This window comes from Ideonella alba (assembly GCF_018069875.1).
Lineage (GTDB): Bacteria > Pseudomonadota > Gammaproteobacteria > Burkholderiales > Burkholderiaceae_C > Ideonella > Ideonella alba.
Genome location: NZ_JAGQDF010000016.1, coordinates 1 through 20,792 on the forward strand (window position 1 = coordinate 1; position 20,792 = coordinate 20,792).

A 20,792-nucleotide genomic window follows, 5' to 3' on the forward strand; every position below is an offset into this window, starting at 1 on the left:
CACCTCGCCGGGCTCTACCGCCACGCCGTCCACCCAGTTGGCGACCAGCTTCACCTCGCGGCCCAGCAGCTCGCCCAAGCGCTTGGCGACCGGGGCCAGCGAATCTTCGGGCTTGAACTCGCCCTCGGTGGGGCGGCCCAGGTGCGAGGTCACCATCACCGCGGCACCACCTTGCAGCGCCAGCTGGATGCAGGGCACCGAGGCGCGGATGCGGGTGTCTTCGGTGATGTTTCCGGCGTCGTCCTGCGGGACGTTCAGGTCGGCGCGGATGAAGACGCGCTGGCCCTGGGCACGGCCCTGGGCGACGAGGTCGGCGAAGCGGATCACGTTCATGGTCTTGGCTCTCTTCGGGGGTTCAACAGATCGAATTATCGGGATTCACCAGCCCAGGCCCAGGCGCAGCGTCAACATCACGGCGGTGCCGCAGACGATGGTGCCCAGGATGCCACGGCGCCACCAGAACCACAGCGCACCGGCGGCGGCGGCGAACAGTCGGGCGTCCTGCCAGGTGTGGATCAGCTGGCCCTGGGTCAGCACGATCTCGGGCGCCACCACGGCGCACAGCGCGGCCAGCGGTGCATAGCGCAGCGCTTCGCGCAGCCACGCCGGCATGGGCAGTTCGCGCTCGGGGATGAGGAAGAAACTGCGCGTCAGCACGGTGATCACGGCCAGGCCCAGGATGGCGAGTGCGGTGTCCCAGCCCGTCATGCGGCCCCCGGCCGCTGCGCGGGCTTCCAGTGGTCGAGCACGATGCCCACGGCCACCGCCGCGGCAATCGCCACCACGATGTTCAGGCGCAGCGGCAGCGCATAGGCCGCCACCGCGGCGCAGGCGGCCACGGCCGCCGCGATCCAGGTGGCGCGGTCGGTCAGCAGCGAGCCGGTCAGGCCCAGCAGCGCCAGCGTGCCGGCAAAGCCCAGGCCCCATTCGGTGGGCACCTGGTCGGCCAGCACGATGCCCAGGATGGACATGGCCTGCCAGGCGCACCAGTTCACCGCCACACCGCCCCAGTAGTAGGCCAGCTGACCCGGCGCGGGCACCGGCTCGGGGTAGCGGCGCATGAAGCACACGTAGTTCAGATCACCGCTGACATAGCCCATCAGCAGGCGCTGTCGGCGCGGCAGGTGGGCGAAGTAGGGGCGCCAGCCGGCGCTGAAGATCACGAAGCGCAGGTTGACGCAGGCGGCGGTGGCCCAGACCACCCAGATCGGCGCGCCGGCGGCGATCAGCGGCAGTGCGCTGAGCTGCGCGCTGCCGGCGAACACGGTCAGCGTCATCAGCAGGCTCAGCGGCACGCCCAGTCCGCTCTTGACCATGGCCACGCCGGTGACCAGGCCCCAGGCGCCGATGCCCAGCGCGATGCCGGCCATCTCGCGCGCGCCGGCGTGGAAATCAGGATCGCGCCGCAGGCGGCGCCAGGAATCGAGCATCCCGCCATTGTCCTATGGCGGCGGCCGCGGGGCCGGACTCAGTGCTTGCCGTGTGCGGACGCGGCGGCGTCCTTGCCGTCCTTGGTCTCGGTGCCGGCATCGGCCACGGCTTCCTCGCCGTCGGCGGGCGGCGGCTTCTTCTTGGGCTCGGGCTTGATCTGCGGCAGGACGGGCTCGAGCTTGTTCTCGCGCATGTAGTCGTCCATGTCGCGCCAGCCGGCGTAGACCGCGGCCTTGTCGGCCTTCTTGTTCAGCGTGTAGCAGTCCTCGATCGCGCGGGCCGCATGGCGGCAGGCGCCGCCGATGGCCTTGCCCTCGGCCGAGCGCTTCTCGGCCACCACGGCCGCTGACTCGATGCCCAGCTGGTCGCATCCTGCCAGCAGCAGGGCGCTGGCAAGAAGGGACAGGGTCAGGATCGGGCGCATGGTCGGGTCCGGGCAGAGGGGTGTGACCGGGTTATCGGCCAGGACCGGCCCGGACTTGAGTCCGCGCGCGCTGTGCGGAACTTGGGTCAGCGCGCTCCGCGCGGATCCTGGGTCAGCGCGCTCCGCGCGGATCCTGGGTCAGCGCGCTCCGCGCGGATCCTGGGTCAGCGCGCTCCGCGCGCCAGGGCCATCAGCCGCTCGACCCGCTCCTCGGTGGACGGGTGGGTCGAGAACAGGCCGCGCAGGCCGCCGCCCGACAGCGGGTTCATGATCATCATCTGGGCGGTCTCGGGGTGGGCCTCGGCGGCCTCCAGCGGGATGCCCTGGGCGATGCGGTGGATCTTCTGCAGCGCCGAGGCCAGCGCGGCCGGGTCGCCGGAGATCTCGGCGCCGCCGCGGTCGGCCTCGAACTCGCGGGCGCGGCTGATCGCCATCTGGATCAGGCTGGCGGCCAGCGGCGCCAGCAGCATCACCAGGATCGAGACGATCGGGTTGGCCGGACGGCCTTCCGAGTCGCGGCCACCGAACATCATGCCGAAGTTGGCCAGCATGCCGATCGCACCGGCCATGGTGGCGCTGATGGTGCTGATCAGGATGTCGCGGTGCTTGACGTGGGCCAGCTCGTGGGCCATGACGCCGCGCAGCTCGCGCTCGGAGAGCACGCGCAGGATGCCGGTGGTGGCGGCCACCGCGGCATGGCTGGGGTTGCGGCCGGTGGCGAAGGCGTTGGGCGCGTCCTCGTTGATCAGGTAGACCCTGGGCATCGGCAACTCGGCCTTGGCGGCCAGCTCGGCCACCATGCGGTAGAACTGCGGCGCGGTCTGCTCGGTCACCTCCTGCGCGTTGTACATGCGCAGCACCATCTTGTCCGAGAACCAGTAGCTGAAGACGTTCATGCCCAGCGCCACGACCAGCGCGATCATCATGCCGGTCTGGCCGCCCAGCAGCTGGCCGATGGTCATGAACAGGGCGGTGATGGCCGCCATCAGCACGGCGGTCTTCAGCAGATTGAACATGGTGGGTGCCTGGGGCTCCGTTGTTGACAGGTCTGCCTCAGATGCGGGCGGGCTGTGGAAAGTTCAAGCCAAGCGCTGGCCGGCCAGGCCGGGGCGGGCCTGCACGAAGGCGCCCACCGGGGCGCGCTTGCCGCCTGGACGCTGCAGTTGCAGCAGGTCCAACGCGCCGTCACCGCAGGCCACGCGCAGGTGGTCGGCCCCGGCTGAGAGCACGGTCCCCGGCGCGCTGCCGGACACGCCGGGCGCCAGGCGGGCCTGCCAGCACTTCACCACCTCGTCCTGGCAGCTGAAGCTGGCGCCGGGGAAGGGGTCGAATGCGCGGATGCGGCGCTCGATCACCGCCGCCGGCAGCGACCAGTCGATCGCGCCCTCGGCCTTCTCGATCTTGTGGGCGTAGCAGACGCCCTCGGCGGGCTGCGGCGTGGCGGTCAGCGCCTGGCCGGCGGCGGCTTGGCGCAGCCCGGCCACGATCATCTCGCCGCCCAGCGCGGCCAGGCGGTCGTGCAGCGTGGCGGTGCTGTCGTCGGCGTGGATGGCCAGCGCGCGGCGGCTGATCATCGCGCCGGTGTCCAGGCCTTCGTCCATCTGCATCAGGGTGATGCCGGTCTCGGCGTCGCCGGCCTCGATCGCCCGGTGGATGGGCGCCGCGCCGCGCCAGCGCGGCAGCAGCGAGGCGTGGATGTTGACGCAGCCCAGGCGCGGCGTGGCCAGCACCCAGGCCGGCAGGATCAGGCCGTAGGCGGCCACCACCAGCACATCCAGCGCCGCGGCCTGCAGCGCAGTCTGGCCCTGGCGGGCCTCGTCCGGGAACTTGCCGTCCAGGCGCAGGCTGCGCGGCTGCGCCACCGGCAGCCCCTGCTGCAGCGCCAGCGCCTTGACCGGCGAAGGCAGCAGCTTCATGCCGCGGCCGGCCGGGCGGTCGGGCTGGGTGAGCACCAGCGGCACCGTGAAGCCGGCCGTCAGCAGCGCCTGCAGCGCCACCGCGGCGAACTCGGGCGTGCCGGCAAAGCCGACCCGCAGGTCCGCAGCCGCGGCCATCAGCGGCGGCGCCCCTGCTCGTCGCGGGTCTTCTTGAGCATCTTGGTCTTGATGCGGTCGCGCTTGAGCAGGCTCAAATACTCGACGAAGACCTTGCCCATCAGGTGGTCCATCTCGTGCTGCACGCACACCGCCTGCAGGCCCTCGGCCTCGAACTCGTGCGGCTGGCCGTCGCGGCCCAGCGCGCGCACCCGCACCCGGGCGTGGCGGCGCACCTCGTCGTAGATGGTGGGCACCGACAGGCAGCCCTCCTCGCCCACACGCAGTTCGTCGCTGGCCCAGGTGATCTCGGGGTTGATCAGCACCAGCGGCTGGTCGCGCTGCTCGGAGGTGTCCATCACGATCACCCGACGGTGCACGTCCACCTGCGTGGCGGCCAGGCCCACGCCCTCGGCGGCGTACATGGTCTCGAGCATGTCGTCGACCAGTTGGCGCACGGTGGCATCGACCTCGGCCACGGGCTGGGCCACGGTGTGCAGTCGGGGATCGGGGTAGCGCAGGATGCTCAGCAGGGCCATGGAAGCGGGGCAGAGGGACTCGGTTGGGCGCCGGGCTGTCGACAAGACACAACAGCCGCTGCGCGGGCGGGGCGAATCTGGGCGACGGCCGTCACCGCATTTCATTGCGGCATCAAGGCTTTAGGGGCAGAATTTGCGACGCTTTCTCAGCTTTTCGCGGGACTGACCCGGCCAGGACGGCCCTCAGGCCCCGATTGTTGCATTGCCACTGATTTCCGGCTCATTGCCCGGGAGACTCGAACCATGAGCCGATCCTCGCCACGCCTTCTTCCTCTGCTGTGTGCCCTCGGCCTGTGCGGGGCCCTGGTCACCGGCCCGGCGTCGGCCGTCAACTACCCCGTCACCGACGGCCAGCGCAGCACCGCCCAGAAGGTGGCGCAGGCCGGCGTGCCGCTGTCCGAGCTGGCCCCCGACGCGCCCGACAGCCACACCGTCAAGCGCGGCGACACGCTGTGGGCGATCTCCAAGATCTTCCTCAAGAGCCCCTGGCGCTGGCCCGAGCTGTGGGGCATGAACCTTGAGCAGATCCGCAACCCGCACCTGATCTACCCCGGCCAGGTGCTGTGGCTGGACAAGAGCAATGGCCGCGCCGTGCTGCGCGTGGGCCGGCCGGTGGAATCCAGCGGTGATGGCAAGCTGTCGCCGCGGGTGCGCCCTGAATCGCTGCAGGACTCGGCCATCGGCTCGGTGCCGATGAGCGTGATCGGCCCGTTCCTGACCGAATCGGTGGTGCTGGAGGCCGACACCCTGGTGAATGCGCCGCGCATCGTCGCCACCCAGGAGGGCCGCGTGCTGCTGTCGCGCGGCGAGACCGCCTACGTGCGCGGCGACGTCTCGCAGGCGCGCACCTGGCAGCTCTACCGCGAACCCAAGCCGCTGACCGACCCGCTGACCGGCGAAATCCTCGGCTTCGAGGCCCGCCACGTGGGCGTGGTCGAGCAGGTCCGCGCGGGCGAGGTGCGCCCCTCGGCCGACGGCAAGACCGCCGAGCTGGTGCCGGCCACGTTCACCGTGGTGTCGCTGCGCGAGGAAGCCAATGTCGGCGACCGCCTGGCGCCGCAGCCGCCGCGCGACTTCGAACCCTACGCCCCGCACTCGCCCGAAGGCATGCTGGCCGCGCGCATCGTGGGCGTGCAGGGCGATGGCCTGAACGCCGGGCAGAACCAGATCGTCTCGATCAACCGCGGCGCCAAGGACGGCATGGAGCGCGGCCACGTGCTGGCGCTGTGGCGCGCCGGCCAGACCGCGGTGGACACCACCACCGGCGACCGCGCGGTGATGCGCCTGCCCGACACCCGCGTGGGCGAGCTCTTCGTCTTCCGCGTCTTCGACCGCGTGTCCTATGCGCTGGTGCTGCAGTCCAACACCGCCGTGACCCGCGGCGATCTGGTCACCCAGCCCTGAGCGGCGACCCGCTGCCGCGGGCATGGTCGATCCGGACGAGCTGCGTGCCTGGCTGCGGCTGAGCCACGTCAGCGGCGTGGGCCGCGGCGCCATGCGTCGCCTGCTGGCCGCCTGCGGCTCCCCCCAGGCGGTGCTCGACGCCCCGCAGGCGTTGTGGCAGGAACAGGTGGGCGCCGCCGCGGTCGAGGGCCTGCTGGCACGCCAGGACAGCGACGCCGCCGCCGATGCCGCCTGGGACGCCAGCCTGCGCTGGCTCGAGGGGGGGCCCCAGCGTCAGGTGCTGGCCTGGGGCGATCCGGACTACCCGCCGCTGCTACTGGACAGCCCCGACCCGCCGCCGCTGCTGTGGCTGGAGGGGCCCGCCTGGCGACTGGCGGCGCCGTCGGTGGCCATCGTCGGCAGCAGGCAGGCCACGCCGGCCGGTCTGGCGCATGCGCGCGACTTTGCGGCCGGGCTGAGCCGGCGCAGCCTGTGCGTGGTGTCGGGCCTGGCCTCGGGCATCGACGGCGCGGCGCACCAGGGGGCGCTGGACGGCCCGGGGGGCACGGTGGCGGTCACCGGCTGTGGCCTGGACATCGTCTACCCCACGCGCCACCGCGCGCTGGCGGCACGCATCCCCGACAACGGCGCGCTGCTCAGCGAACACCCGCCGGGCACACCGCCGCTGCCGGCGCACTTTCCGCTGCGCAACCGCATCATCGCCGGACTGAGCCTGGGCACGCTGGTGGTGGAGGCCGCGCTGAAGTCAGGCTCGCTGATCACCGCCCGGCTGGCGCTGGAGGCCAACCGCGAGGTCTTCGCCCTGCCCGGCCCGATCCATGCCCGGCAGTCCCAGGGCTGCCTGCAGCTGATCCGCCAGGGCGCGGCGCTGGTGACCAGCGTCGAGGAACTGCTCGAGGCGCTGCCCGCCCATGCCGGGTCGGTGCCGGCGCCCGGGCCGTCCACCGCGCCTGCCGACCGGGCCGATGCCGCCGACCCTGGCGACCGTGCCGTGCTGGGTGCGCTGGGCGACGAGACCCTGGGCCTGGACGCGCTGCAGGCGCGCTGCGGCTGGCCGGCAGCCGCCCTCAGTGCGCGGCTGCTGGCGCTGGAGCTGGCGGGTCGGGTGGCGCGGCTGCCGGGCGGCCGCTTCCAGCGCATCGGCCGGGCCTGAGCCGGCGCCGGGCAAGGGCCGGAAGAGCACCCCGGCGAGGCCCTGTTTCGCCCGGCTGGGGCGCGCGGCCCAGCGGCTATGATCCTCGCATGTTCGATGTGCTGGTCTACCTCTACGAAAACTACTGGCGGCCCGAGGCCTGCCCGGAGCCCGACCAGCTCAGGCGCAAGCTTTCGGCCGTGGGTTTCGAGTCCGACGAGATCCATGACGCGCTGCAGTGGCTCGATGGCCTGGACAGCGCCGTCACGCCGCTGCTGGCGGCGCCGGCCACGCTGAGCCAGCGGATCTACCTGCCGCGCGAGGAAGACCAGCTCGGTCCGCAGGGCCTGGGTTTCCTGCGCTTTCTGGAGTCGGCCGGGGTGCTGACGCCCGAGCTGCGCGAGCAGGCGATCGACCGCGCGATGGCGGCCGGTGAAGGCCCGCTGCCGCTGGACGATCTGAAGATCATCCTGCTGATGCTGTTCTGGTCGCGCGGCGAAGAGCCCGACGCGCTGGTGCTGGACGAGTTGTTCGACGTTCCCGAGGACCGCGTCATCCACTGACCCCCGGCGCCGCGCGCCGAGTCACGCCGCTCAGGAAGCGGCCAGCAAGCGGCCCGGATCGGCCTCGATGCGGCGCAGCGCCTCGCGCGTGGCACTGGCGGTGAGCGATTCCTCCTGCACCGGCAGCAACAGGCCCGCCTGCAGGTAGGCCGCCAGGCGCGCCTTCTGGAACAGCAGGCAGCGCCCGCCCCCGGCCGAGAACAGCGACAGCTGGCGGTGCATGCCCTGCCAGACCAGGCGCACGGTCTCCTGGCGGCCGCGGTGTTCCAGCCGGAAGGCGTCGCCCACGGCCAGCTGCATCGCCCACTGGATCATCGCGGGGCCGGGCATCGAGCCGCCGTCGCCCACCACCTCGAGACCATCACTGCCGTGGTTGGCCTCGTCCAGGATCCAGCTGTCGTCGATCTCGAAATCGTCGTCGGGCAGCAGCTCCTCGATGGTCTCCAGGCGCTGCTTCAGGTGTTCGAACTGCTCGTCGGAGATGGTGGCCGCGCGCGCGCCGAAGGCCGCCGTCAGCGCCAGGTTCAGCGCCTTGATCGACTCTTCCTGCTTCTGCGCCGACATGCCCACCGCGTTCATGCCCTGGCGCAGCGTGGCCAGCAGCGGCGGCAGGCGGCGGATCACCTGGGCGCGTTCCTCGCGCGTGGTCTTGGCGGTGGCGGTCCAGATCAGCTCGGTCGCCGCCTCGCGCACCTGGATCAGCGCGTCGCTCTGCGGGCCGTGGCGGATCGCGGTGGTGGCCAGCACATCGGCCCAGACGTGGAAGAGGAAGTCACGCACGCCATCGTGGATGGGCATGTTGGCGATCAGCTTTCGCAGCTCGATCGTGTACTGGATCGCCAGCGTCTCGCGCTGCTCGACCTGCTGCGCCAGCGAGATCCCCATGCGGGTGGTCGCGTCGTGGTCGGCGTAGTAGGACTCGAGGAATTTCTCGAACTCGTTGAGCACGGTCTGGAAGACGCGCCGGCCGGTGTCGGGGAAGGCCTCGACCACCTGCACGATGCGCTTGATCTCGGCCTCCAGCGCCGGGCCCACGGCCTCGGTGCTGCCCGCCCCTTCGAAGCCCATCACGCAGGCGCCCATGCGGTCGATCAGGCGGCGCGCCGGGTGCTCCTCGGACGAGAAGAAATCGGGCTCGGCGATGGCCACCCGCAGCACCGGCATCTGCAGCCGGGCGAACCAGACCCGGATCGTGGCGGGGATGCGGTCATCGGTCAGGATGCTCTGGAACAGCAGCGCCACCAGCTCGATCGTGGCGCGCTCGGCCGGCGTGGCGGCGGCGGACTTGAGCTCGCGGCTGCGCTCCTGCAGGTCGCGCAGCACCATCGCCGGACTGGGCGCGCCGCCGCCGCCCGGCGCCTGCGCGGCGTCGCTCTCGGCCACCACCTGCTGCTGGGCGCGCGCCATGGCCGCCGACAGCTGCGCCGAGGCCGGCTGGGCCTGCACCGTATCCAGAAAGCCGGGCAGGTGACGCTCGACGATCTGGCCGAACTGCTCGAGCACGACGTCGGTGGGCATGCGGTGACCCGCCACCGGGCGGGTCATCATGCGGGTTTCCTCGTCCATGCGGCGACGGTAGGCGGTGCTGCCGGGGCCGCTGCGGGTGTCGCCATCGCCGCCGCCGACGTACACACCGCCGGCGCCGCCCATCACGGTGCCGCCACCCGAGGGGGCACCACCACCAGACGCACCTCCGCCCCCGCCACCCACCGCGCCGCCACCCCCCGTGGACCCGCCAGCGCCCTCAGGCGAGGCCGGGAACAGGCGCCGCCAGGACGAGGGCGTGGACGATGCCGATGAGGGCCCCGCGGCCGCGCCGCCCGAACGGGTCGAGACCGGCGCATCGGCCGCTGCCGCGGCCGCCGGAGCTGCGTCCAGCGGATCCAGCGCGCCCGGCGCGGTGGGCGTGCCGTCGGAGCGCCGGATGAACGGGCGCAGGTCGATCTCGGGCACCACGCCGCGCTCGACCAGCCAGCGGTTGGCCTCGTGGTAGGCCTCCTGGGCGCGCTGGGCCAGGCGCTTGTGCAGCACGGATTCGAGCTGCTGCCAGCTGTCCAGGCTGAGGTCGCAGGCCAGCCAGGAGCGCACCAGGCAGCGCGCCATCACCTGGGGGCGCAGCACGTCGTCATCGGGGAAGTCGGGCTGGCCGCTGGTGCTGACAAAGCGGGCGCGCAGGTCGGCCACCTCCCAGGTGCACTGGTCCATCACGGCCAGCGTCAGCCGGGACACGGCGATCTCGCGGCGCACGGTGGCGTCGTCGACCAGGGACAGGTCCTTCTGGCCCTGCAGCGAACTCAGCAAGGCCCCCGACGCCGAATCGACCGCGGCGCTGGGTTCCAGCATGCGTTGCAGATGGTCTTTCAGGCGCGCCGGCCAGCCCAGGCCGTTGCGGCGAAGCTCCTGCACGATGTCGAAACGCAGCTGTGCCACCGCCCGCTCGGCGGGCTGATCGGCCAGCTGATGCGCGCCCTCGGTGACCGCGGTCACCAGGGCCGCAGCATCCTGGGTGAGGGTTTCGACAAACCGCTGCCGCGCCTGGTCAACCAGAGGCGTCAACGCGGCACTCGCAGGGCTCATGGGACGGGTCGGCACAAAGACCCGTTGACTCTACTACACCACTGCCCCGGCATTGGGGTCGTTGGGGTCGCCATCCTTGCCGGACGCCACAGCTTTCAGCAAGTCTTCACGTTTGACGCCCAGCCACATCGCGATCGCCGCGGCCACGAAGACCGACGAGTAGATGCCGAACAGGATGCCGATCGTCAGCGCCACCGCGAAGTAGTGCAGCGTCGGGCCGCCGAACAGCAGCATCGACAGCACCATCATCTGGGTGCTGCCGTGGGTGATCACGGTGCGGCTCATCGTGGAGGTGATCGCGTGGTCGATCACTTCCACCGTGGTCATCTTGCGGTACTTGCGGAAGGCCTCGCGGATCCGGTCGAAGATCACCACCGACTCGTTGACCGAGTAGCCCAGCACCGCCAGCACCGCCGCCAGCACCGACAGCGAGAACTCCCACTGGAAGAAGGCGAAGAAGCCCAGGATGATGACCACGTCGTGCAGGTTGGCCAGGATGGCCGCCACCGCGAACTTCCACTCGAAGCGGAAGGCCAGGTAGATCACGATGCCGATCACCACGAAGAGCAGCGCCATCGCGCCGTCCTGGGCCAGCTCGTCGCCCACCGAGGCGCCCACCGCCTCCACGCGCGAGAGCTTGACCGGTTCGTGCCCGGCCACATCGCAGGCCTGGCGGCTGACCTGCTCGCCCTTGTCGGTGGTGTACTGGCGATCGACCACCTTGCCCTGCTCGGCCGTGCACAGCGCGCCGAAGACCTTGCTGGACACCTCGGTCTGCTTGATGTCGCCGCGCACCGGCACGCGGATCATCACGTCGTGCGAGGTGCCGAAGTTCTGCACCTGGACCTCGCCCAGCTTGAGCGTCTCGACGGTCTGGCGCACCTTGCCGAGGTCGGCCGTCTGTTCGTAGGCCACCTCCAGCACCGTGCCGCCGGTGAACTCCACCGACAGGTGCAGGCCGCGCGTGGCCAGGAAGAACACCGCCGCGACGAAGGTCAGCGCCGAGATGGCGTTGAACACCAGCGCGTGGCGCATGAACGGGATGTCCTTGCGGATGCGGAAGAATTCCATGCTGTGTCTCCTGTCCGCTCAGGGCTTGTCGGTCTCGGCCGCGACGGCCGGCAGCTCGGCGCCATCGGGGCGCCAGACCTGGCCGATCGAGACCGACTTGAGTTTCTTCTGGCGGCCATACCAGAGGTTCACCAGGCCGCGCGAGAACATCACCGCCGAGAACATCGAGGTGATGATGCCCAGGCAGTGCACGATCGCGAAACCACGCACCGGGCCCGAACCGAAGGCCAGCAGCGCCAGACCGGCGATCAGCGTGGTGATGTTCGAGTCCAGGATGGTCGCCCAGGCGCGCTCGTAGCCGGCGTGGATCGCCGCCTGCGGCGAGGCCCCGGCGCGCAGCTCCTCGCGCACGCGCTCGTTGATCAGCACGTTGGAGTCGATCGCCATGCCCAGCGCCAGCGCGATCGCGGCGATGCCTGGCAGCGACAGCGTGGCCTGGATCATCGACAGCAGCGCCAGCAGCATCAGCAGGTTGAAGGCCAGCGCCAGCGAGCTGAACACGCCGAACAGCAGGTAGTACAGGCACATGAAGACGGCGATGGCGATGAAGCCGCCGACCACGCTCTTGAAGCCCATCTCGATGTTGTCCTGGCCCAGGCTCGGGCCGATGGTGCGCTCCTCGATGATCTCCATCGGCGCCGCCAGCGAGCCTGCGCGCAGCAGCAGCGCGGTGTCGTTGGCTTCCTGGGTGGTCATGCGGCCGGAGATCTGCACCCGACCACCGCCGATCTCGGAGCGGATCACCGGCGCGGTCACCACCTCGCCCTTGCCCTTCTCGAACAGCAGGATGGCCATGCGCTTGCCCACGCTCTCGCGGGTGACATCCTTGAAGATGCGCGCGCCCTTGGCGTCCAGCGTCAGGTGCACCGCGGGCTGGTGCTGGTCGTCGAAGCCGGCCTGGGCGTCGGTGAGGTTCTCGCCGGTCAGCACCACCTGGCGCTTGACGATCAGCGGGCCGCCGCCGCGCTCGGCGTAGCGCTCGGTGCCGAAGGGCACCGGCGCTGCGCCGGTGGCGGCCGCCGCCGCCTCGGGCGAGTCGTCGACCATGCGCACCTCCAGCGTGGCGGTGCGGCCGATGATGTCCTTGGCGCGCGCCGTGTCCTGCACGCCTGGCAGTTGCACCACCACGCGGTCCAGGCCCTGCTGCTGGATCACCGGCTCGGAGGTGCCCAGTTCGTTCACGCGGTTGTGCAGCGTGGTGATGTTCTGCTTGAGCGCCGCCTCCTGGACCTTGCGCACCGAGGTTTCCTTGAGCGTGCCGCTCAGGACGGGGTCGCCGTTGGCGGCCGCGGTGTCGGCCCACTGCACGTCGGGCAGGTTGCCTTCCAGCACGTTGCGCGCCTGGGTGCGGGTGGCGGCGTCGCGGAAGGTGATCACGACGCTGTTGCCCTCGCGCGAGATGCCGGCGTGGCGGATGGTCTTGTCGCGCAGCATGGTGCGCGCGTCGCTGGCGATCGAGTCGGCCTTCTTGGTCAGGGCGGCGCGCATGTCCACCTGCATCAGGAAGTGCACGCCACCGCGCAGGTCCAGGCCCAGGTACATCGGCAGCGCATGCAGGCGGGTCAGCCACTGCGGCGAACGCGACACCAGGTTCAGCGCGACGATGTAGGACGGATCATTGGGGTCGGGGTTCAGCGCCTTGTTCAGCGCGTCCTTGGCCTTGATCTGGATGTCGGTGCTGGCGAAGCGCGCCTTGACCGAGTTGCCCTCGAACTGCACGAAGTCGGGCTGGATCGCGGCGGCGCTCAGCACCTCGCTGACCCGGCCTTGCAGCGAGGCATCGACCTTCAGCGTGACCTTGCCGCTGGAGACCTGCACCGCCGGCGCTTCACCAAAGAAGTTGGGCAGCGTGTAGATCAGGCCCACCACCAGCGCCAGGGCCAGCAGCGCGTATTTCCACCAGGGATAGCGATTCATGCGCGGATGTCGCGGGCCAGCCGGCCCGCGCCTCGTGAGGGAGGAAGAGGGGGTCGGCTTACTTCAGCGAACCCTTGGGCAGCACCTGCACGATCGAGGGGCGCTGGACCTGGATCTCCACGCCATTGGCCACCTCGACATGCAGCACGCTGTCGCCCAGGCGGGTGACCTTGCCCAGGATGCCGCCGGAGACCACGACCTCGTCGCCCTTGGCCAGTGCATCGATCATGGCCTTGTGCTCCTTCTGGCGCTTCATCTGGGGCCGGATCATGATGAAGTACAGCACCACGAACATCAGCACCAGCGGCAGGAACTGCATCAGGCTGGAGGCACCGCCCGCGGCGGGCGCGGCGGCTTGGGCATAGGCATTGGAGATGAACACGAAGGGATCCTCGGATGACGGGGGCCCGCCGGAATGGCCGGGCGAAACAGCGCGGCGCGCCGGGGCCGGCGCGCGCAGTGGGCTCGGATTGTAGGTGCGGGCGGAAAGTTCACCGGCAAGCCCCGGGTCAACGCGCAGTCAGACCGCTGGCGACCGGGCGGTTCAGGGTCGTTCGGCGCGCGCCTGCAGGCGCCAGCCCGCCGGTCGGGCCGACGGGGTCGACCAGGAGCGATCCCCGTTCGCCGCCGGACCCGGCAGCGCGCTCGGCGCCCACTCGGCCAGTGTGACCCAGCGGCCTGGAGGCAGCGTCAGCGTGCCGCGGGCCTCGCTGCTGCCGTCGGCATCTGCCGCCGGCCAGGTCGCGGACCAGGCCAGGTTCAGCTCGGCGCGGCGGCGCGTCGGCAGGGCCTGCAGCGACACCGCCTGCAGCGGCAGGGCCTGCGGCTCGGGACGGCGCCGTTCGGCGGGATAGACCACCGGCCCCTGCGGGGTCCAGCCGGTGGCGACAGGGGTGTCAGTGTCGGTGTGCCAGCGGTCCTGGCGCCAGCTGGCGGTGGTGCCGGGGCGCAGGCGCAGCGCGGGCCAGTCGGCGGCGGCTGCGGCCGGGGGGGCGGACGCGGTGGACCAGTGCCGGTCGGCGCCTGGCGCGGCGGGCGGCATCACCTGCCAGCGCAGCAGCACCACCCACTCGTCACCCGCACTTGGCGCAGCCCAGGCCACCTGAGCCAACAGCGTCACCAGGATCAGGCCCGCCCTCACGCGGGCTCCCGGGCCGGATCCTGGACCACGGCCAGGCTGCTGGTGCAGCCGCGGCCAGCCACCTTGGCGCGGTACATCGCCTGGTCGGCGCGCTCGATCGCCTCCTCCAGGTCGGTCAGCGCCTGGCAACGCGCCACGCCGGCCGAGAAGCCGATGCGCACACTCACCGGCAGTCCCTCATGGGCCGAGCCGGCCAGCGTGCTGCGCAGCTGTTCCAGCAGCATGCGCAGCAGGGTCTCGTCGGCGTGCGGCATGGCGAACAGGAATTCCTCGCCGCCCCAGCGCGCCACCAGCCCGGATTCGCCGAACATCTGCTGGGCGCGCTGGCCGAAGGCCTGCAGCACGCGGTCGCCCACCGCATGGCCGTGCTCGTCGTTGATCTGCTTGAAGCGGTCCAGGTCGGCCAGGGCCAGCGTCATCGGCTGGCGGCTGCGGGCCAGGGCCTGCAGCTGTTCCATCATCGCGCGGCGGTTGAGCAGGCCGGTCAGCGCGTCGCGCGTGGCCAGCAGCTGGATGCGCTCCAGCGCGTCGCGCAGCTCGCTCTTCTGCGCCCGCAGGCGCTCGCGCATGCACGCCAGGCGCCGCGCCAGCACGCCAATCGAGGCCAGCGTGACCGCGGTGAACAGCCACATCGACAGGTCCAGCGCCACGTCGGGCCAGGCGGCCTGCGCCGGCAGGCGCAGCGCCACCACGCCGCCCACGCCGACGATGCCCAGCGCCGACAGCGTGCGCACCCGCCGGTCGTCCAGCGCGAACACGCCGAAGCTCAGCGTCAGCGGCATCAGCAGCAGCAGCGCCGGGCGCAGCGGGCCCGCCAGCCAGTAGGCCCAGGCCACGCAGCCCATGGCGAAGGCCATCTGCGGCAGGCTCAGCGAGGCCTCGGCGCTCAGCCGCTCGCTCCAGCCGCTGCGCACCAGCCCGTAGAACACCGCACAGCCGCTCCAGGTGATGGCCGCGTACCAGCCCAGCTCGCCCAGCGCCGCGCCGCTGACCCGGTGTTCCACCAGCAGCAGGATCTGCATCAGCAGCAGCGCCGGCATGCCCAGCAGCGTCTGCTGCACGCGCATGCGGCGGCGGCCCGGTGGACCGAGCAGCTGTTGGCCGATGCTGTGGAGGGACCCGCGCATGGACGGGTTGATCGGCGCGCCAGCGCCAGACTTTAGAGGTGACCCAGCGGCAGCGCAGCCCCGGCCTTGACCTCGCCCAGCGAAAAGCTGGTGTGCAGGTCCTTGATGTTGGGCAGCTTGAACAGCGTCTCCATCGTCCAGCGCGAGTAGGCGTCCAGGTCAGGCACCAGCACCTGCAGCTCGAAAGTGCCCGCGCCACTGATGTAGTGGCAGGCGATGACCTCGGGCAGGCCGCGGATGGCCGCCTCCAGCGCCCGGGTGCTCTCGGCGTTGTCACGCTCGGTATCCACCCGCACGAAGGCCAGCACGCCCAGGCCGATCTTGCGGCGGTCGATCTCGGCGCGGTAGCCGGTGATCACGCCCAGTTCCTCCAGCCGGCGCACGCGCCGCCAGGTGGGTGCGGCCGACAGGCCGATCGCGGCGGCCAGGTCGGCGTTGGACTGCCGGGCGTCGCGCTGCAGCGCGGCCAGGATGGCCACGTCGTAGCGGTCCAGCGCTGGCGGGGCGGCGCTCCGGGTTTGCCCTGAATATTCAGCGTCTGGCAATCTTCAATCCCATCATGAGCAAATTGAGCAAGATTGTTTCCCCAGATCACCCCACTTGGCAATCGAAAGAAAGCACTTCTCGGCCGAGCGCTCCTACACTCGATCCACGCCACACCCCGGTGGGACCGGCCCCGGCCACAAGCCGGCACCGGCTGCCCATGCCTGACAGGAGCCGCCCCGCATGAACGCCCCGCTGCCCGCTTCCGTGCTGAAGTCACTGGAAGCTGTCACGCTCGATGACAAGTACACCCTGCCCTCCGGCCGGGCCTTCATGAGCGGCGTGCAGGCGCTGGTGCGCCTGCCGCTGCTGCAGCGCGCCCGCGACGCCGCCGCGGGCCTGAACACCGCCGGCTTCATCAGCGGCTACCGCGGCTCGCCACTGGGCACCTACGACCAGTCGCTGCAGGCGGCAAAGAAGCACCTGGCGGCGCAGCACATCGTCTTCCAGCCCGGCGTCAACGAGGAACTGGGCGCCACCGCGGTCTGGGGCACGCAGCAGCTCGACCTGTTCCCCGAGCAGAAGAAGCACGACGGCGTGTTCGGCATCTGGTACGGCAAGGGCCCGGGCGTGGACCGCTGCCTGGATGTGTTCAAGCACGCCAACATGGCCGGCACCGCCAAGCACGGCGGCGTGATCGCGATCGCCGGCGACGACCACGTCGCCAAGAGCTCCACCGCCGCCCACCAGAGCGACCACGTCTTCAAGGCCTGCGGCCTGCCCACCTTCTTCCCGTCCAGCGTGCAGGACATCCTGGACATGGGCCTGCATGCCTTCGCGATGAGCCGCTTCGCCGGCGTGTGGACCGGCATGAAGACGATCCAGGACATCGTCGAATCCAGCAGCAGCGTGGATGTGTCGGCCGACCGCGTGAAGATCATCCTGCCCGAGGACTTCATCATGCCGCCGGGCGGTGTGCACATCCGCTGGCCCGACCCGCCGCTGGAGCAGGAAGCCCGGCTGATGGACACCAAGTGGTACGCCGCGCTGGCCTATGTGCGCGCCAACCGCCTGAACCACAACGTGGTGGCCACGCCGAATGACCGCTACGGCATCATCGCCAGCGGCAAGGCCTGGAACGACACCCGCCAGGCGCTGGCCGATCTGGGCCTGACGGATGATGTCTGCCGCGCCATCGGCCTGCGCCTGCACAAGGTCAACGTGGTCTGGCCGCTGGAGGCCACCATCACCCGCGACTTCGCGCTGGGCCTGCAGGAGATCCTGGTGGTCGAGGAAAAGCGCCAGGTCATCGAATACCAGCTCAAGGAAGAGCTCTACAACTGGCGCACCGACGTGCGCCCCAACGTGCTGGGCAAGTTCGACGAGGACGACAGCGCCGACCACAGCGGCGGCGAATGGAGCCGCCCCAACCCCAGCGAGAACTGGCTGCTGCGCGCCAAGGCCGACCTGACGCCGGCCATCATCGCCAAGGCCATCGCCAAGCGCCTGACCAAGCTGGGCGTGCCCGACGACGTGCGCGCCCGCATGGACGCCCGCATCCGCGTGATCGAGGCCAAGGAGCGCGAGCTGGCCACGCTGACGGTCAACACCGGCGAGCGCACGCCCTGGTTCTGCTCGGGCTGCCCGCACAACACCAGCACCCGCGTGCCCGAGGGCTCGCGCGCGGTGGCCGGCATCGGCTGCCACTACATGGTCAACTGGATGCCGGGCCGCGCCACCAGCACCTTCACCCAGATGGGCGGCGAGGGCGTGCCCTGGGTGGGCCAGGCGCCGTTCACCAAGGAGGAGCACATCTTCGCCAACCTGGGCGACGGCACCTACTTCCACTCGGGCCTGCTGGCGATCCGCCAGAGCATCGCCGCCGGCGTCAACATCACCTACAAGATCCTCTACAACGACGCCGTGGCCATGACCGGCGGCCAGCGCGTGGGCGAGCGGCCCGAGGGCCACTCGGTGCTGCAGATCATGCAAAGCCTCATCGCCGAGGGCGTGGCCAAGCTGGTCATCGTCACCGACGAGCCCGAGAAATACCAGGGCGCCGCGCTGAGCCCCGGCGTCACGGTGCACCATCGCGACGAACTGGACGCGATCCAGCGCCAGTTCCGCGAACTCAAGGGCACCACCGCGATCATCTACGACCAGACCTGCGCCACCGAGAAGCGCCGCCGCCGCAAGCGCGGCAGCCTGGTCGACCCGGCCAAGCGGGTGGTGATCAACGAGCTGGTCTGCGAGGGCTGCGGCGACTGCTCGGTGCAGAGCAACTGCGTCTCGGTCGAGCCGCTGGAGACCGAGTTCGGCCGCAAGCGCCAGATCAACCAGAACACCTGCAACAAGGACTTCTCCTGCGTCAAGGGCTTCTGCCCCAGCTTCGTCACCGTCGAGGGCGGCGCGCTGAAGAAGCCCAAGGCCGGCGGCAAGGACCTGGCGATGCCGGCCGTGCCCGACCCGGTGGTGCCCGCGGCGCCCGAGGCCTGGGGCATCGTCGTCGCCGGCATCGGCGGCACCGGCGTCATCACCATCGGCCAGCTGCTGGGCATGGCCGCGCACCTGGAGGGCAAGGGCATCGTCACGCAGGACGCCGCTGGCCTGGCGCAAAAGGGCGGCGCCACCTGGAGCCATGTGCAAATCGCTGACGACCCGGCGAACATCCTGGCCACCAAGGTGGACACCGCCAAGGCCGACCTGGTGATCGGCTGCGAGGCCATCGTCACCGCCGCCAAGCCCACGCTGACCGCGATGCAGCCGGGCCGCACCTTCGTGGCGATGAACAGCCACCGCACGCCCACCGCCGCCTTCATTGGCAACGCCGATTGGCAGTTCCCGGCCGCCGGCTGCGAGGACGCGGTGCGCTCGGCCGTGGGTGCCGAGCATTTCGCGGCCTTCGATGCCGAAGAGGTCTCGGTCAAGCTGCTGGGCGACTCGATCTACACCAACCCGCTGATGCTGGGCTACGCCTGGCAGCGTGGCCGCGTGCCGCTCAGCCATGCGTCGCTGATGCGCGCGATCGAGCTCAACGGCACCCAGGTCGAGAAGAACAAGCTGGCGTTCGAGTGGGGCCGCCGCTGCGCCCATGACCTGGCCGCGGTGAGGGCGCTGTACATCGCCGGGCAGGTGATCCAGTTCGTCAAGCGGCCGTCGCTGGACGAGCTGCTGCAGCGCCGGGTGGACTTCCTCACCGGCTACCAGGACAGCGCCTACGCCGAGCGCTACCGCGCCTTTGTCGAGCAGGTGCGCCAGCGCGAGGCCGCGCTGGGCGGCAGCACCCGCCTGGCCGAGGCCGTGGCGCGCTACCTGTTCAAGCTGATGGCCTACAAGGACGAGTACGAGGTCGCCCGCCTGCACACCGCGCCCGAGTTCACCGCCAAGGTGGCGGCGATGTTCGACGGCGAGGTGAAGCTGGTGCACCACCTGGCACCGCCGATGTTCGCCAAGACCAATGAGCGCGGCGAGCTGGTCAAGGCGCCCTACGGCCCCTGGGTGCGCACCGCGATGGGCTGGCTGGTGAAGTTCAAGGGCCTGCGCGGCACCGCGCTCGACCCCTTCGGCCGCCATCCCGAGCGGCGCGAGGAACGCGCGCTGATCGACGAGTACCGCCGCACCGTGGAGGAGCTGCTGGCCGGCCTGAGCGCCGACAAGCTGCCGCTGGCGGTGCAGATCGCCAGCCTGCCCGAGGAGATCCGCGGCTACGGCCACATCAAGGCGCGACACCTGGCCGCGGTGCGGCCGAAGTGGGCGCAGCTGATGGCACAGTGGCGCGGCGCCTGAGCGCCGCCGGCTGACAATCGGGCGATGTTCGACATCGCCATCCTCGGCGCCGGCATCGCCGGCGCCTCGCTCGCCTGGACCCTGTCGCAGGACGGCGGACCGCCGCTGCGCATCGCGCTGCTCGAAGCCGAGGACCAGCCCGGCCGGCACAGCACCGGCCGCTCGGCGGCGATGTTCATGGAGAGCTACGGCCCGCCGCAAGCGCGCGCGCTGACCCGCGCCAGCCGGGCTTTTTACGAATCGCCACCCGCCGGTTTCTGCAGTGTGCCGCTGCTGTCGCCACGCGGCGCGCTGTACCTGGCCGGGCCAGGTCAACAGACGCTGCTGGAGGAGACCCGCGCCGCGCTGCAGGCCACCGGCACCGGGGTCGAGACGCTGGACGCCGCGGCCGTGCTGGCCCGTGTGCCGGTGCTGCGCCCCGACCAGGTGATCGGCGGTCTGTGGGAGGCCGATGCGATGGACATCGACGTCGCCGCCCTGCACCAGGGCTACCTGGCCGGCGCACGCCGCGCCGGCGTGACGCTGCACTGCGGCTTCGCACTGCAGGCCGCCGAACGGGTGGCCGATGGCTGGCGGCTGCACCCGGCGCGCGGCGAGCCGCTGGTGGCGGCGCGCGTGGTCAACGCCGCCGGCGCCTGGGCCGACCCGGTGGCCGCGCTGTTCGGTGCCGCGCCCCAGCGCATCCAGCCCTGCCGCCGCGCCGCCTTCACCTTCGATGCGCCCACGGGCCTGGACACGCGCGACTGGCCGGTGCTGGCCGCGCTGGACGACCGCGGCTACTTCAAGCCCGACGCCGGCGTGCTGCTGGGCTCGCCGGCCAATGCCGACCCGGTGGCGGCACACGACGTGCAGCCCGAGGAGCTGGACATCGCGCTGGGCATCGCCTGGATCGAGGAGGTCTCGACGCTGACGATCCGCCGCCCGCGCCACACCTGGGCTGGCCTGCGCAGCTTTGCGCCCGACGGCGAGCTGGTGATCGGCGCCGACCCCGCCGTGCGCGGCCTGTTCTGGCTGGCCGGCCAGGGCGGCTACGGCATCCAGAGCGCGGCCGGCGCCGCGGCGCTGGCGGCCAGCCTGGTGCGTGGAGCGCCTTTGCCTGCGACACTCGCCGCTCACGGCGTGCAGCCGGCGGTGATGGCACCGCGCTGAGGCCGATCCAGGAGA

The 20,792-nt window shown here is 71.1% G+C and carries 19 protein-coding genes; 5 read left to right on the forward strand and 14 right to left on the reverse strand.

The genetic code is table 11. The features are described from left to right. The 7 genes from pgk to def all read right to left on the reverse strand — a co-directional run. The coding region (gene pgk / locus KAK07_RS22000) for a phosphoglycerate kinase (RefSeq protein WP_210863245.1) at nt 1-333 on the reverse strand (333 nt) is incomplete at its 3' end. A 45-nt stretch (nt 334-378) separates the two neighbouring features. Beyond that, on the reverse strand, nt 379-708 hold the full coding sequence (locus tag KAK07_RS22005) for a branched-chain amino acid transport AzlD family protein (protein ID WP_210856479.1): 330 nt from the start codon (nt 706-708) through the stop codon (nt 379-381). Then, nucleotides 705-1,430 (reverse strand): AzlC family ABC transporter permease, encoded by a 726-nt coding sequence (locus tag KAK07_RS22010; RefSeq protein ID WP_210801747.1) that lies wholly within the window; start codon nt 1,428-1,430, stop codon nt 705-707. Before KAK07_RS22010 ends, KAK07_RS22005 begins: the two co-directional genes overlap by 4 nt. 38 nt (nt 1,431-1,468) lie before the next feature. Beyond that, entirely contained in the window at nt 1,469-1,855 is a 387-nt protein-coding gene (locus tag KAK07_RS22015) for a hypothetical protein (protein ID WP_210856480.1), read from the reverse strand. Between the two features lie 164 nt (nt 1,856-2,019). Further along, on the reverse strand, nt 2,020-2,871 hold the full coding sequence (htpX, locus tag KAK07_RS22020; protein ID WP_210856481.1) for a zinc metalloprotease HtpX: 852 nt from the start codon (nt 2,869-2,871) through the stop codon (nt 2,020-2,022). 63 nt (nt 2,872-2,934) lie between these two features. After that, the gene (gene fmt / locus KAK07_RS22025) at nt 2,935-3,891 is read right to left on the reverse strand and encodes a methionyl-tRNA formyltransferase (RefSeq protein WP_210863350.1); all 957 of its coding nucleotides are present in this window, start codon (nt 3,889-3,891) and stop codon (nt 2,935-2,937) included. Between the two features lie 17 nt (nt 3,892-3,908). Beyond that, the gene (gene def, locus KAK07_RS22030; protein ID WP_210856482.1) at nt 3,909-4,427 is read right to left on the reverse strand and encodes a peptide deformylase; all 519 of its coding nucleotides are present in this window, start codon (nt 4,425-4,427) and stop codon (nt 3,909-3,911) included. Between the two features lie 243 nt (nt 4,428-4,670). Here def and KAK07_RS22035 point away from each other — a divergent pair, with 243 nt between their 5' ends. From KAK07_RS22035 to KAK07_RS22045, 3 genes are all read left to right on the forward strand, one after another. Beyond that, entirely contained in the window at nt 4,671-5,831 is a 1,161-nt protein-coding gene (locus KAK07_RS22035) for a LysM peptidoglycan-binding domain-containing protein (RefSeq protein WP_210856483.1), read from the forward strand. 22 nt (nt 5,832-5,853) lie between these two features. Next, a complete protein-coding gene (gene dprA, locus KAK07_RS22040; protein ID WP_210863247.1) occupies nt 5,854-6,984 on the forward strand; it encodes a DNA-processing protein DprA in 1,131 nt (376 codons plus the stop codon). An 89-nt stretch (nt 6,985-7,073) separates the two neighbouring features. Further along, entirely contained in the window at nt 7,074-7,526 is a 453-nt protein-coding gene (locus tag KAK07_RS22045; RefSeq protein WP_210863249.1) for a Smg family protein, read from the forward strand. 30 nt (nt 7,527-7,556) lie between these two features. On the opposite strand, the gene KAK07_RS22050 is transcribed toward KAK07_RS22045, so the two are convergent. From KAK07_RS22050 to KAK07_RS22080, 7 genes are all read right to left on the reverse strand, one after another. Beyond that, complete coding sequence (locus KAK07_RS22050) at nt 7,557-10,103, reverse strand: DUF1631 family protein (RefSeq protein WP_210863251.1); 2,547 nt, start codon at nt 10,101-10,103, stop codon at nt 7,557-7,559. A gap of 33 nt (nt 10,104-10,136) precedes the next feature. Next, on the reverse strand, nt 10,137-11,174 hold the full coding sequence (gene secF / locus KAK07_RS22055) for a protein translocase subunit SecF (protein ID WP_210856487.1): 1,038 nt from the start codon (nt 11,172-11,174) through the stop codon (nt 10,137-10,139). Between the two features lie 18 nt (nt 11,175-11,192). Next, nucleotides 11,193-13,091, reverse strand: a complete 1,899-nt coding sequence (gene secD / locus KAK07_RS22060; protein ID WP_210863253.1) for a protein translocase subunit SecD — start codon at nt 13,089-13,091, stop codon at nt 11,193-11,195. A gap of 58 nt (nt 13,092-13,149) precedes the next feature. After that, entirely contained in the window at nt 13,150-13,473 is a 324-nt protein-coding gene (yajC, locus tag KAK07_RS22065; protein WP_210801734.1) for a preprotein translocase subunit YajC, read from the reverse strand. 162 nt (nt 13,474-13,635) lie between these two features. Further along, entirely contained in the window at nt 13,636-14,232 is a 597-nt protein-coding gene (locus tag KAK07_RS22070) for a hypothetical protein (protein WP_210863255.1), read from the reverse strand. Next, the gene (locus KAK07_RS22075) at nt 14,229-15,359 is read right to left on the reverse strand and encodes a GGDEF domain-containing protein (RefSeq protein WP_210863257.1); all 1,131 of its coding nucleotides are present in this window, start codon (nt 15,357-15,359) and stop codon (nt 14,229-14,231) included. The genes KAK07_RS22070 and KAK07_RS22075 overlap by 4 nt, the downstream gene beginning before the upstream one ends. A 32-nt stretch (nt 15,360-15,391) precedes the next feature. Then, a complete protein-coding gene (locus KAK07_RS22080; protein ID WP_210856491.1) occupies nt 15,392-15,904 on the reverse strand; it encodes an Lrp/AsnC family transcriptional regulator in 513 nt (170 codons plus the stop codon). Nucleotides 15,905-16,085: 181 nt separating this feature from the next. On the opposite strand from KAK07_RS22080, the gene KAK07_RS22085 reads away from it, so the two are divergent. Further along, entirely contained in the window at nt 16,086-19,628 is a 3,543-nt protein-coding gene (locus tag KAK07_RS22085) for an indolepyruvate ferredoxin oxidoreductase family protein (RefSeq protein WP_210863259.1), read from the forward strand. Between the two features lie 24 nt (nt 19,629-19,652). Next, nucleotides 19,653-20,777 (forward strand): NAD(P)/FAD-dependent oxidoreductase, encoded by a 1,125-nt coding sequence (locus KAK07_RS22090; protein WP_210863261.1) that lies wholly within the window; start codon nt 19,653-19,655, stop codon nt 20,775-20,777. Nucleotides 20,778-20,792: the final 15 nt, after the last annotated feature.

What these genes read in the sequence shown, in the direction of transcription:
- KAK07_RS22015 (WP_210856480.1), bottom strand. Translation starts at nt 1,855, where the DNA reads ATGCGCCCGATCCTGACCCTGTCCCTTCTTGCCAGCGCCCTGCTGCTG.
- KAK07_RS22045 (WP_210863249.1), top strand. Translation starts at nt 7,074, where the DNA reads ATGTTCGATGTGCTGGTCTACCTCTACGAAAACTACTGGCGGCCCGAG.
- KAK07_RS22090 (WP_210863261.1), top strand. Translation starts at nt 19,653, where the DNA reads ATGTTCGACATCGCCATCCTCGGCGCCGGCATCGCCGGCGCCTCGCTC.
- KAK07_RS22010 (WP_210801747.1), bottom strand. Translation starts at nt 1,430, where the DNA reads ATGCTCGATTCCTGGCGCCGCCTGCGGCGCGATCCTGATTTCCACGCC.
- KAK07_RS22050 (WP_210863251.1), bottom strand. Translation starts at nt 10,103, where the DNA reads ATGAGCCCTGCGAGTGCCGCGTTGACGCCTCTGGTTGACCAGGCGCGG.
- KAK07_RS22075 (WP_210863257.1), bottom strand. Translation starts at nt 15,359, where the DNA reads ATGCGCGGGTCCCTCCACAGCATCGGCCAACAGCTGCTCGGTCCACCG.
- def (WP_210856482.1), bottom strand. Translation starts at nt 4,427, where the DNA reads ATGGCCCTGCTGAGCATCCTGCGCTACCCCGATCCCCGACTGCACACC.
- secD (WP_210863253.1), bottom strand. Translation starts at nt 13,091, where the DNA reads ATGAATCGCTATCCCTGGTGGAAATACGCGCTGCTGGCCCTGGCGCTG.
- KAK07_RS22035 (WP_210856483.1), top strand. Translation starts at nt 4,671, where the DNA reads ATGAGCCGATCCTCGCCACGCCTTCTTCCTCTGCTGTGTGCCCTCGGC.
- htpX (WP_210856481.1), bottom strand. Translation starts at nt 2,871, where the DNA reads ATGTTCAATCTGCTGAAGACCGCCGTGCTGATGGCGGCCATCACCGCC.
- secF (WP_210856487.1), bottom strand. Translation starts at nt 11,174, where the DNA reads ATGGAATTCTTCCGCATCCGCAAGGACATCCCGTTCATGCGCCACGCG.
- dprA (WP_210863247.1), top strand. Translation starts at nt 5,854, where the DNA reads ATGGTCGATCCGGACGAGCTGCGTGCCTGGCTGCGGCTGAGCCACGTC.
- KAK07_RS22085 (WP_210863259.1), top strand. Translation starts at nt 16,086, where the DNA reads ATGAACGCCCCGCTGCCCGCTTCCGTGCTGAAGTCACTGGAAGCTGTC.
- KAK07_RS22005 (WP_210856479.1), bottom strand. Translation starts at nt 708, where the DNA reads ATGACGGGCTGGGACACCGCACTCGCCATCCTGGGCCTGGCCGTGATC.